Source organism: Sphingomonas immobilis, from assembly GCF_030580995.1.
GTDB classification, from domain to species: domain Bacteria; phylum Pseudomonadota; class Alphaproteobacteria; order Sphingomonadales; family Sphingomonadaceae; genus Sphingomonas; species Sphingomonas immobilis.
The window spans coordinates 1-11,734 of record NZ_JAUQSZ010000007.1 but is presented as its reverse complement, the minus strand read 5'-3'; the positions used below and the strand labels follow the sequence as shown (position 1 = coordinate 11,734).

Annotated in this window: 8 protein-coding genes; 2 read left to right on the top strand and 6 right to left on the bottom strand. The window is 64.6% G+C overall.

Annotation, left to right across the window (positions count from 1 at the left end):
- Positions 1 to 217: 217 nt before the first annotated feature.
- Positions 218 to 721 carry a ferritin-like domain-containing protein gene (locus Q5H94_RS11095; protein WP_304561339.1) on the top strand — a complete coding sequence of 168 codons (504 nt, stop codon included), beginning with the start codon at positions 218 to 220 and terminating at the stop codon, positions 719 to 721.
- A gap of 385 nt (positions 722 to 1,106) precedes the next feature.
- Here the strand turns inward: Q5H94_RS11095 and Q5H94_RS11090 are convergent, their stop codons facing one another.
- From Q5H94_RS11090 to Q5H94_RS11070, 5 genes are all read right to left on the bottom strand, one after another.
- On the bottom strand, positions 1,107 to 2,507 hold the full coding sequence (locus Q5H94_RS11090; protein WP_304561338.1) for a PAS domain-containing protein: 1,401 nt from the start codon (positions 2,505 to 2,507) through the stop codon (positions 1,107 to 1,109).
- A gap of 430 nt (positions 2,508 to 2,937) precedes the next feature.
- Positions 2,938 to 5,232, bottom strand: coding sequence for a TonB-dependent receptor (locus Q5H94_RS11085; protein WP_304561337.1), 2,295 nt, complete (start codon positions 5,230 to 5,232; stop codon positions 2,938 to 2,940).
- A gap of 227 nt (positions 5,233 to 5,459) precedes the next feature.
- Positions 5,460 to 7,913: an AMP-binding protein gene (locus tag Q5H94_RS11080; RefSeq protein WP_304561336.1), complete on the bottom strand. Its 2,454-nt coding sequence runs from the start codon at positions 7,911 to 7,913 to the stop codon at positions 5,460 to 5,462.
- Positions 7,914 to 7,923: 10 nt separating this feature from the next.
- Positions 7,924 to 9,156 carry an amidohydrolase family protein gene (locus Q5H94_RS11075; protein ID WP_304561335.1) on the bottom strand — a complete coding sequence of 411 codons (1,233 nt, stop codon included), beginning with the start codon at positions 9,154 to 9,156 and terminating at the stop codon, positions 7,924 to 7,926.
- A gap of 22 nt (positions 9,157 to 9,178) precedes the next feature.
- Positions 9,179 to 9,688 carry a nuclear transport factor 2 family protein gene (locus Q5H94_RS11070; RefSeq protein WP_304561334.1) on the bottom strand — a complete coding sequence of 170 codons (510 nt, stop codon included), beginning with the start codon at positions 9,686 to 9,688 and terminating at the stop codon, positions 9,179 to 9,181.
- Between the two features lie 159 nt (positions 9,689 to 9,847).
- Between Q5H94_RS11070 and Q5H94_RS11065 the strand changes: the two genes are divergently transcribed.
- Positions 9,848 to 10,552: a TetR/AcrR family transcriptional regulator gene (locus Q5H94_RS11065; protein WP_304561333.1), complete on the top strand. Its 705-nt coding sequence runs from the start codon at positions 9,848 to 9,850 to the stop codon at positions 10,550 to 10,552.
- Between the two features lie 4 nt (positions 10,553 to 10,556).
- Here Q5H94_RS11065 and Q5H94_RS11060 read toward each other — a convergent pair.
- The coding region (locus Q5H94_RS11060) for a CaiB/BaiF CoA transferase family protein (RefSeq protein WP_304561332.1) at positions 10,557 to 11,734 on the bottom strand (1,178 nt) is incomplete at its 5' end.

Genomic DNA, 11,734 nt, shown 5'->3' with positions numbered 1-11,734 from the left:
ATCAAAGAAAAAAAGGGACCAAAATAAATACACTGACCCAGATCAGCCGAGGTCTCATCAATATTTGAAACCGAAGCATTTGGCTGCGGAACCGAGAAACTAGCTGATCTTGATTAAGCTACAGTGGGTTGTTTCCACTTTCGCGGAACAACCGCCGGTCCCGGAGCGCTCCCACGCCAACCTGAGCGCTTGGCTCCGGCGATTGAGGAGCTTTTCCATGTCGACACCCGAAGACCTGAACGACATTTACGTCGACGAACTAAAGGATCTTTGGTCTGCGAATGACCAGATGCTCAAGGTGCTCAAGAAGATCACCGCGAAGGCGAGCGATGCTGCGCTCAAGGACATGCTGACCAAATCGCACGAGGGGATTACGCAGCATACGGCGATCGTGAAGGAATTGATCGCCGGGCAGGACGAAAAGGTTTCGAAGGAGCATTGCAAGGGGATGGAAGGCCTCGTCGCCGAGGCCACCAAGCATGTTCTCGAGGAAGGCCCGGAGAAGGGTCCGGCGCTCGATGTCCTGATCATCGCGCAATATCAGCGCATGACGCATTACGGCATCGCCGGGTTTGGTACAGCGGCGGCTTATGCCAAGGCGCTCGGTCTGAAGGATGACACCAAGAAGCTTCGCGACGCCACCAAGGAAATCTACGGTGGCGACGAATATATGACGAAGCTCGCCGAGAGCTCGGTTAATATGCAGGCCGAAGACGCCTGATGCTGTACGTCCGTTCCGGCTTTGCCGGGGCGGACGCGGCTCTCCGGTTTGGGCTAAGGAATAGTCGCCTTGCAGCCTAAATTTCGGCCCCATTGGTGAAGCAGACCCCTGCGCATGTTCTTTGGCGTGCTCTTTGGAGGAGAAGCCTGAAAACGACTAGGATTGGGCGGTCCCGAAGCTAGCAGCCGGCAAAAAAGGTGCTGATCAGGATCAGGCGCCGAGAAACACAGGAACAGCCGGAGTTAAGTCCCGTTGAAGGTACGGGCACGCAAACAGGCAACTCTTGGATAGTCCCAGCAGCACCTGCGCGGCGAGCGCGGCGGTTCTCGGTCTTCGGCACGAGCGCTAGCAGTTTAACGCGCGCGCGACGGGCGCGGCCAGCGTGTCAGGGTCGACTGTCCTCATCAGGATCAGGCAGCGGGGCCGTTGCCGTGAAAACAACCCCGTCCGGATGATAGTCCAGGTTGGTTGTTCCGCCCAACTCGCTCGCCAGGACCCGGGTAATGAGTTTCGACCCGAAGCCGACGCGGGTTGGCGTCACGACTACAGGGCCCCCCAGTTCCTGCCAGGTAAAGTGAAGCCGGTGCGGTCGTTCGCTCGCCGCCACGTCCCAGCGGACCTCGACGCGGCCGTTACCGGTCGAAAGTGCACCGTATTTCGCGGCGTTCGTCGCCAGTTCGTGAAGGGCGAGCGCAAGTCCGACGGCGACGCGCGGCGCAAGCCGGAGCGCGGGCCCGTCAATCCTGATGCGGTCGTCGCCCTCGCCGCGAAATGGCGCGAGCGCTCGTTCGATCACATCCTCGATCGCAGCGGTTTCCCAGCGCTCGTTGACGAGAAGATCGTTGGCGGATGCCATGGCTTGGATGCGGGATGTCAACGATGCGCCCGCCTCCTCTAGCGAAGATGCCGTGCGGAGAGCCTGGGAAACGAGCGCTTGGAGCGTGGCCAGCATGTTCTTGACGCGGTGGCTGAGCTCATTCGCGAGCAGTGTGCGGTGTTCCTCGGCGCGTTTGCGTTCGGTGATGTTCTGCGAGACACCGGCGATCAGCAATGGCCTCCCATCGGCCCGGCGAAAGACTTGACCTCGCACGGCCAACCATCGCTCTTCGCCCTCAGGCGTGTGGATACGATATTCGACACGGTAGTCGTCGGTTTCTTCCAGAGCGCGGCGAAGAGCCTCGTCGCGACGTGCGCGATCGTCGGAGTGTACTGCCGCCTTGATGTCGTCATATCGGAAGGGCTCGGAGAGTGGTCGTCCGAAATTTGCCTTGCAGCCGTCGGTTACCGTCATCCGCTCGGTGGTCAGGTCGAGCGTCCATGACCCAAGTTCCGCGGCGTTGAGTGCGATCCGAAGCCGGCTTTCAGCTTGCATAAGATCCGAAGTGCGGTGCCCGACCTCGGCTTCGAGATCATCCCGGTCGCGCTGAAGGTCGACGAGCCGTTCGCGCTCCAAGGTGACGTCGAACTGCGATGCGAAGAAGAAGGTTGTCCTGCCGTCGTCGTCGAAGACCGGCGAAACCAGCAGTCGGTTCCAAAATGTGCTACCGTCCTTGCGATAATTGAGTAGTTCGAGCTCGATCGGCTCGCGGGTCGCGATCGCCTCGCGCAGCCGCCGTACCTCGCTCTGGTCTGTTGCCGGCCCTTGCAGAAACCGGCAATTACGACCGACGATCTCCAGGTGATCGAATCCCGTCAGCCGAGAAAAGGCAGCATTCGCGAATACGATGGGATTGTCGGGCTGATTGGGATCCGTGATCAGCATCGGCATGCGCGTCAGCTTGGTCATCGTCATTTCCGCCTGTTTTGGCCCGCCTACGCGTAAGCCCACGTGAGCATGTGGAGGCCAAATCCCGACAATCACGTCGTAGCCGCGGCATGACTTGATGCCTATAATCTTTATCGATTACCGTGCCTTAGCGTAGAAAAAGAAACTTCGGCGTAGACTGGCAACGCTCGGTACCGGCTCGCCGAGCACGCCTTCGGTCTCCGGGATGGGCACTGCCTCGAGCTGGTCGGTGCTCATCCGTCGCTGATGTAAAGCGCCTTGCTGTTCTTCAGAATCGTCACGCCATCTCTCCGAGCGTGCCGCGACTCTGCCCGACCGCCTTTACATAGATCATCTCCTGTGAAGGGTGGCCGGACGAAAGCGCAAAATTGGAACGGCGTCATTTTTCGCGGGAATGGCGCGTCGGGATTGCCGCCGCGCGCATTTCCGATCAGTACTTGAAGTTCAGACTCAGACCCACCTCCCGTGGCGGCGCATAGCCCGCCAGGAACCCCGCCGAACTGGCAAGGCCGTTGACGTAATACGCTTTGTTGGTGACGTTGCGGGCGTAAACGCCGATCCGCGCCTTGTCGAAGCTGTAGCCGATCGTTGCGTTGGCGGTAACATAGGCCGGCTGGTTGATGATGCCGGTGATGTCGTGGAACACCGAACTTGAATAGCTCAGCGTCCCACTCGCATCGAACCTTCCGTCGTCATAGGTCAATGTCGCGCTCGCGGTGAACTCGGGCGTGCGGCTCAGCCGCCGCCCGCTCGCGTCGAATACGACCGGCAGAAAGCCACCGCAGCCGCCGCCGGGCGCGCAATTGAAGGGCGGCTGCGTCGGATCGAAGGGGATGCGCGTCGTCGATGATCCCGATGCGTTCTTGAAATCGAGATATTTCGCGACCGGGATCCACGATGCCGTCGCCCGCAGCGTTAGCGGTTTGGCGAGCTTGGCGCTGGCGTCGAAATCGAAGCCGTAGATCCGCACCGGCCCGGTATTGGTAACGATCGTGGCGAGCCCGGTGAAGGTCTGCTCCTGCTTGTTTTGATAATCGTAGTAGAAGAACGAACCGTTGAAAGTGATACCCGAGGTCGCATATTTCACGCCTGCTTCGTACGAATAGATTTTCTCCGGCGCAGCCGGAGCAAACTGCGGCACGCTGGCATTGTTCGATGCGCCGGTCAGACCGCTCTTGAAGCCGATCGAAAATGTCCCGTACACACTCAGCGCCGGGGTTATCTCGTACCGGATCGAGGCGCGCGGCGTCAGGCTGTCGAAGGTCTTCGACAGCACCGGTGACGGGGGAATGATAGACTGGTCCTCATGCGGTTCGTGATTGAAGCGCAGGCCGCCGATGATCGTCAACGCATCGGTCAGCCGCAACGTAGCTTCGCCGTACGCGGCGTAGGAGGTGGTCTTGAACTTGAAGCGCTGTACCGGGATCGGGAAGCTCGCCGGGGCGATCGCCGCGAGGTTGTTCTGGATCTGGCCTTCGGTCGCGCCTTCCGCATTGTAATAATAGAGGCCTGCGACGAAACTCAGGATGCCGAAATTGCGCGAGGCGAAGTTGAACTCCTGCGAAATCTCGCGGTTCTTGACTGAGAAATAATAATCCAGGCACGCGAAGTTGAGTGAGCACGGCAGCGTGCCGACGGCATTGTGGATCGACGTACCGGGATTGAGCGCATTTGTGTTGTTATAGCCGGTAAGCGAGGTCAGCGTGCCGACATCCATGTCGATTTTCACCGTCGCGCTGAACCCGTATTGCGTCAGCAGCGCCGTGTTGCTGCCGCGCGGGTCGGTTTCATAGGCGGTGTGCCAGGGCTGGCTCGGCACGATCGCGCCGGGATAGGCGGCGGCGGCGGACAGCCCGTTGACAACGGTTTGCTCGATCAATTGGTTGTTATCGACATAATAGCCGCCCAAAGTGATTTCGACAGTGTCGCTCGGCTTGATCAGCAGCTTGCCGCGGAAGTTTATCTTACGCGTGAGCCCGTCGTTCTGCCCTGTCGCATCATTGTGGAGATAGCCGGGCGTATAGAGGTATCCTGCCGACAGGCTCGCCGCGACCGTATCGCCGATCAACGGTCCGGAAACGAACGCCCGCACGTTGACGCGCGGTGCAGAGTCGCTGCCGCCGTCGCCGGTGTAATATCCGCCCTCGACGGTGAAATCGGCATGAGGATCGAAGCTCGGCGCGCGCGTGAAGATCTGGATCGCGCCGCCGGTGGCGTTACGCCCGAACAACGTGCCCTGCGGGCCTTTCAGCACTTCGATATGATCGATATCGGGCAGTTCGTTGCCGAGCGCCGCCTGCGTCGCCTGATAGATGCCGTCGATGTAAAGTGCGTTTGGGTTCTCCGATCCCGAGGTCGACAGCAACGTCGATACGCCGCGGATTGACGGCTGGGCGACCGTGCCTTGACCCGAGAAGGTGAAGCCTGAAACCAGGTTTTGCACGTCGCGCAGCGTCGTGACGCCCGCCTTTTCGAGAGTATCGCTGGAAACCGCCGAGATGGTGAGCGGAACATCCGACAACCGCTGCTCGCGGCGCTGCGCCATGACGATGATGTCGTTGAGGCCCGGCGCGTCGGGCGTGATGGCAGCCGAGGCGGACTGCAGCGCGGTCGGTGGCGCCTGGGGCTGCGTGGCCGCTTGATCCTGCGCCCAGGCACCGCTGGCAACGGCGAGGGTGCTGACGGTGGCAAGAAGCCGAATAGTCCATCGAAGCGGTTGATTCATAATCGTTTTCCTCTCACTGATAGGTCGGCCGCTTCTTTGGCGGTCGTTCGTTGCGACATTTTGTCGCCGAATGCGAAGCGGGTCACGGTGCCGTGGTACTGGGCAACCGATCGTATTTCGATCGCGCCGCCGCAACAGACAACCTCGTATTCACTTTCAGTTTTATACAGATATTTATTCTTGCGAAAGTCTTTTAAGCCACCCGCGACTGATCCGGACGCGGCCACTCAGGCGAACATCGCCCGTAACCGCCCCCGGTGCGCTTTGTGGCTGGCGGTGCGGGGAATGTCGGTCGCAGCCAGAAAATGGAAGCGCTTGGGCACCTTGTACGACGAGAGCTGCGCGCGCAGCATCGTTGTCAGCGCCGCCTGATCGAGCGTCGCGCCGGGCCGAGGCACGACGGCAGCGACGAGGATTTCGCCCCCGCGCCGGTCGGGCAGGCCGAAGGTCACCGCCTCCTGCACGCCGGGCAGCCCGGCGAGCGCCAGTTCGACTTCGCGCAGCGAGATGTTGGCGCCGCTGCTCTTGACCATATCGTCGTCGCGGCCCGCGAAATGGAGAAAGCCGGCCGCGTCGATCGCGCCGAGATCGCCCGTCTTGTACCAGCCGTCTGCGGTGAACACCTCGTCGCGCTCGCGCCGGTGCATCCCAAGCATGAGATGGCCGCCGCGCACCGCGATCTCGCCGGTCTCGCCCGCCGGCAGCGGCTGGCCAGTGGCGCGATCGATCACGGCACGCTCGATCGTACCAACGCGCCGCCCGAACGACCCCTCGCTGCCCGGCGGGAGCGGATAGCCGAGATATTCCATGCTGTGTGGCCCGAGCGTTTCGGTCATGCCGAGCGCGTTGGGCGTGTGCGCGGCGTCGGCGAAGCCAAACAGACCAAGATGCTGCGCCGACATCGGCCGCAGCCGTGCGAGCAGCGTCCCGCTCGTATCCTGCGCGAGCAGCGCGGCAAGCTGCTGCGGCCAGAGCGCGACGTGACTGACATCGGCGGCCAGCGCCGTCGCGAGCAGCGTCGCGGCATCGGGCGCCGCCGGGCAGACCAACGCCGCACCGTTGTAGTTCGACGTCATCAGCGCGGTGACGAGCCCACCGACCCAGAACAAGGGCATGGTCGTCAGCAGCCGGTCGCCCGGCTGGAAGCCGGTGTAGGCGCTCATGCGGAAGCTCTGGCGCACCAGAGCGCCCTGGCTATGAAGGACCGCCTTGGGCAGCGCCGCGCTGCCGGAGGTGTAAATGAGGACGGCCGGATCGGCTGCCGCCACCTCCGCCTCGGCGGCGGCGAGGATGCGATCGGGCAGCGCGAGACCGGCCGCGACCAGATCGTCGAGCGGCCGCGCCCAGCCGGGAACTGTATTGCCCGCGACATGCACCGCGCGCAGGAACGGCGCCGCCGCGATCGTCAGCGGCGCGGCGGCAGCCCAATCGGCGAGTTCGGGCAGCGCATCGCCCACCACCGCCGTCAGATCGTGCGCGAAATCGCGGTCGCGCATCAGCAGCATGTGGAGATCGGCATGGCGGACGAGATGCGCGAGCTCCTCGCCGCGCGCGAAGGTGCTGAGCAGCACCGCGACCAGCCCGATCCGCTGCGCCGCCAGCAACGCCACCGCGAAATCGCGGCCGTTGGGCATCAGGATGCCGACGCGCGCGCCCTTGGCGACGCCGCGCGCGAGCAGCCCGCGTGCAAGCGCACGCGATTGCGCCTCGAGCTCGGCGAAGCACGCCTCCCCCTCGGCATCGATGATCTGCGGCCTGCCGCCGTAGCGCGCGGCAAGCCAAGCGATTGCCGCCGGCACGGTCGGCGCGTGCGGCAGCGCGGGTTCGGCCGACGGATCGGTCGCGCGCAGCCCCGGCGCCGGTGGCGCATGCGGCGCGCCGGCGATCGTCTGCGCGATCCGCATCCACCGCGCCGCCCCCTCGCCCGTCACGGTCAGGCGCGTATCGGCGACGTTGCGCCGCTGCGTCACGACCAGCGCGAAATCCTCTGCGGTGCCCTCCACCCGGTCGGCAGCATCCGCCGCGCCCCATTCCCATACGCGGGCAGAGGGGGCGAACAGGCGGATGAAGGGCGCGGGCGGCACCTCTAGCGCGTTGATCTTGAAGGCGAAGCTGCGCGTGCGCACGCCGAAATCGGCGATCCGGCGCAACCGATCGCGGTTAATGCGCCGCACGTCGAGCGCGTCATGGACGTCCTGGCCGTAGCACCAGGTTTCCATCTGCCGCGCGGCGATCAGCCGGCTCGCCTGCATCGGCGGCCCGAACCATTCGATCGGCCCGTCCTCTCCGCGCGCCTGCGCCGCCGCCGCCAGTGCCACCCGCCCGGCGCGCCAGCGCGCCAGCAGCGCGTCCTGGCCGCGCTCGGCGATCCGTCCCAATTCGTAGCGGCGCAGGCGCAGGAAGCTCGCCAGTGCGGGCGTCTCGCCGGCGACCGGTTCCGCGGTGCCGGCCTGCATCGCCGCGCGCGCGCCCGCGAAATCGGGCGATCCGGCGAGCGCGAGCACGGCATCCTCGTCAAGCGCGATGAGGTGGCGCAGCACGTCGCCGATCGTCCATCCGGCATGCGGCGTGACGCGGTCGATCGCCGCCGGATCGAGCGGGGCGATCAGATCGTCTAGCGCGACCGCTTCCTCGATCCAGTCGGCGAGCGCATCGGCGATCGCGGTATCGGCGCCGGTCATCGCGGACGCATCAAGCCGCCAGGCCGATCATTTTCGCCATGTTCGATCGCATGATCCGCCGCGTCATCGCGCCGTCGCCGTGCGCGATCAGTTTGTCGGCGAAGTCGAGCGGCTCGGCCAGCCCCTCTGGATGCGGCCAGTCCGATCCAAACAGCACCTTGTCCGCGCCGATCAGCTCGGCGAGCTCGACCGGGTCCTCCTCGAAGAACGGGCAGATGTAGAAATTCTGCCTGAGCACGTCGGCCGGGCGGCACGTCACCGGCCCGCCCAGCCCGGCCTGCCCGCGCGTCTGGAACGCCGCCTTGTTCATGCGCTTGGTCAGGCCCTTGGCCCATTCCGATCCGTTCTCGACGCTCAGGATGCGCAGCTTCGGGAAGCGATCGAACAGGTTGTTGAGGATGAGGTTGGCGATCGTGTCCTCCATCGCGGTGGAGGCGAGATAGACCTGGAACGGCGAGGTATATTGCACCGGCGGGCGCGGCTCCTCGCCCCACTGCGTGCCCCACAACTCGTGATAGCCGGCGTCGCCGATGTGGAAGGCGAGCGGGATGTCCGCCTCCTGCACCATCGCCCAAAACCGGTCGCGCGAGGGATGGGCGATCGAGGCGCCGTAGACCGGCCCGCGCTTCATGTGGAGGATGCGCGCGCCCGCCCTCAGCACGCGCTCCAGCTCGGCGCAGCCCTGTTCGGGGTCGACCAGCGACATCATCGGCGCGCCAAAGATGCGGCCGTCTGCACCGTAGCCCCAATCATCTTCCAGCCAACGGTTGAAGGCGCGCAGGCCCGCGTAGAGCGCGTCGACATCATCGTGCATCTCATGCTCGACCGCGACGCCGACGGTGGGGAACAGGAGCGTCGCCTCGATCCCCTGCCTGTCCATCAGCGCGATCCGCGCATCGCGGTTCATCATCGCAGGATGATCGTGCGCGCTGATCACCTCGGACTGGTGCCAGCCCTCCTCGTCGTCGATCAACCCCTGGAAGAAATCGGCGCGGCTGCCCGGCGCGCCGGTGTAATCAGTCTGCGTGACCTTCATCATGCCGAGTTTCTTGTCGCCGTAGAACAGGCGGCCGAGCCCGTCCTTCGAGCTCACCTCGACGCGCAACGCGCGGTTGCTGAAGCGGCTTTCCAGGTGGCGGGTAAAGGCGTCGTGCGGCTCGTAATAATGACCGTCGGCGTCAATCGCGCGATAGCCCATCGTCGCGACCTGCGGGGCGGTATCGGAAAGCGTGTCAGGCGTCATGCGGGTTCCTCGATCGATCCGGTCATTCGGCCGCAGTCGTCGCCTTCGCCTCGCGGTACGCGGCGCGGCTGGCGACGGGGACGGCCATCGGGTTGTCGGGCGTGATGCGGCCCTTTTCGGCCGACCACAGATAGTTGAGCTTTAAGAAAGCGTATTTCCACACGCCGTCGACGCGGCGGTAGCGCTCCTCGTAGAGCGCCACGATCAGCAGTGGATTGACGTTCGCCTCGCGCAGCGAGAAATCGAGCAGATACCAGGTGCCCTCCGCTTCGTCGCCGTCGACGATTAGGCGCGGGTTGGTGACGGCGTGGAGCGCGGTGAATTGCGGCATGTCGCGATACGCGCGGCCATAGCCTTTGCGAATCGCCTCCTGCCCCTCCATCCTGCCCCACGGGCCGGTATCGATCACGCCGTCGGCGCAGAACAGATCGGCCAGCGCGTCGGGCGCCGACGTCTCCAGATACCAGGCGAAACTGTGGCGAAGCTCGCGGATTTCTTCTTTCGCAAGAAGGGTCTCGGTCGTTATGGGCACGGGTTGCGGCCTTTCCGCGTTAGTCTCTCCTACCCAGTATCCTGCCTCACCCGGACGCATTATACAACGAATTAAATTATGGCCGAAACCGCCCGTGTGCACGCTTAGTGTTGTCAACCGGGACACTCACGCTATCACTGTGTCGTGAGTGAAAGCGAAATGATGATCGGGCGGACGCCAAAGGCGGCGGGCAAAGGCGATCTGGCGCGCAGTCGCATCAAGGCCACGGCGCGCGCGCTGTTCGCGCGGTACGGCATTGACGCGGTAACGATTCGCGACATCGCCCAGCATGCCGGTCAGCGCAACGGCGGCTCGGTGAACTATTATTTCGGGTCGAAGGAGGATCTCATTTTCGAGATTCTCGACGATGTGGCGCGGCTGCGCGACGAGCAGGCCGCGCGCCAACTCGACGCGCTGGAGGCATCGGGCAAGCCGATCACGGTGCGCGCGTTGCTTAAGGCGCATTTCACCCCGATCTCCGACGACGGCGAGGAGATGCGGCTGTTCACCATGCTGCAGACCTATCGCCGCGACGCGATGCACAGCCAGATACCGGGCCGCTGGGACACATCTTTCCGGCGCTGCGTCGACTATTTTCGCACATTGCTGCCACACCTCGACGCGCGGCTGCTGAGCCAGCGACTGTATTTCCTCGTGCCCTACATCTGGACCTTCATGGGCACGCGCGAGCATTTCACCGGCCAGGCGCAATTCTGGCAGACCTTCTGGGCCGATCCCGCCTCGATCGAGGGGCTGTTCGACACCGCCGAGGCGATCCTGACCTGTAACCCGTCGCCGGAAACGCTGGCGGCGATCGCGGGATCAGGCGAGATCGCGGAACGCTACTCGTCGATGCCGGGATAAGCGATCACGCCGCATCGGTCAGCCGGACGATGCCGGCGCCGTGCAGTGCCGCCGCTTCCTCCCCCGCGATGCCCAGCTCGGCGAGGATCGAGCCGGTATGCTCGCCGTAGCGCGGGGCGGTGCGCAGCGCGCCGATCGGGCGCTCGTCGAACTGCGCGGGCGATGCCCCGCCGAGATAGCCCTGCCCGTCGCCGTCCTCGATGCGCGTGATGAAGCCGTTTTCCAGCGCCTGCGGATCGGCGATCACCTCGGCCGGGCTCTGCAGCGGTGCCCAAACGCCTTCGAGCGTCGCGAGCTTGTCCTTCCACCAGGCGAAATCGTGCGCGAGAAACACCTCGTCGAACTCGCGGATCAGCGCGCGGCGGTTCTCGAACCGGGCGGCGGCATCCTTGTAGCGCGGATCGTCGAGCAGATCGGTGCGGCCGAGATGCTGGAGCAGATCGGGCCACCAGCGATCCATCAGCAGGCACAGCGAGATCCAGCGGTCGTCCTTGGTGCGGTACAGGTTCACCATGGCGCTGAACGCCTCGTCGCGGCCGCCGTTCGGCCCGCGCTCCAGCCCCATGCCCGCCGCCGCCATCGACTGCGACATCAGATAGATGCCGAACAGATACAGCGCATTGTCGACCACCGCGCCCTGCCCCGTCCGCTCGCGCCGGAACAGCGCCGCCGCGACCGCCCCCGCCAGCGTCGCCCCGCCGCCGAGATCGCCGACCGATCCCGGCTGCTGCGGCGGCTCCAGGCCGGGGCGCGTCTGCATGTAGCCCGAGCCGGACCGGCACCAGGACGAGGGGAAATCGAAGCCGCCGTCGTTCGCCATCGCCCCACGCAGGCCGTAGCCGGTGCCGCGTGCATAGACGATGCGCGGGTTGATCGCGGCGATATCGGCCGGTTCGATGCCGAGCTTGGCGCGCGCATCGGCGCGCAGATTGGTGATGAACACGTCCGCCGTCTCGACGAGCCGGCGCAGGATCGCGCGGCCCTCCGCCTGCGTCAGATCGAGCGCCAACGAACGCTTGCCGCGATTGCCCGCCTCGAAGAACATATTGCGCCCGTCGCGCCCGGAATCGGGGATTGCTAGGTTGCGGCTGGCTTTGATGGCGGCATGGAGCGGTTCGATGCGGCGCGATTCGATCTGCTGCCCGATCTCGGCCTGATCGCGACGGTGGCGGCCGGCATGTC

Excerpts from the sequence above, each read along its gene's own strand:
- Q5H94_RS11090 (WP_304561338.1), bottom strand. The coding sequence starts at position 2,507 with ATGACCAAGCTGACGCGCATGCCGATGCTGATCACGGATCCCAATCAG.
- Q5H94_RS11095 (WP_304561339.1), top strand. The coding sequence starts at position 218 with ATGTCGACACCCGAAGACCTGAACGACATTTACGTCGACGAACTAAAG.
- Q5H94_RS11075 (WP_304561335.1), bottom strand. The coding sequence starts at position 9,156 with ATGACGCCTGACACGCTTTCCGATACCGCCCCGCAGGTCGCGACGATG.
- Q5H94_RS11065 (WP_304561333.1), top strand. The coding sequence starts at position 9,848 with ATGATGATCGGGCGGACGCCAAAGGCGGCGGGCAAAGGCGATCTGGCG.
- Q5H94_RS11080 (WP_304561336.1), bottom strand. The coding sequence starts at position 7,913 with ATGACCGGCGCCGATACCGCGATCGCCGATGCGCTCGCCGACTGGATC.
- Q5H94_RS11085 (WP_304561337.1), bottom strand. The coding sequence starts at position 5,232 with ATGAATCAACCGCTTCGATGGACTATTCGGCTTCTTGCCACCGTCAGC.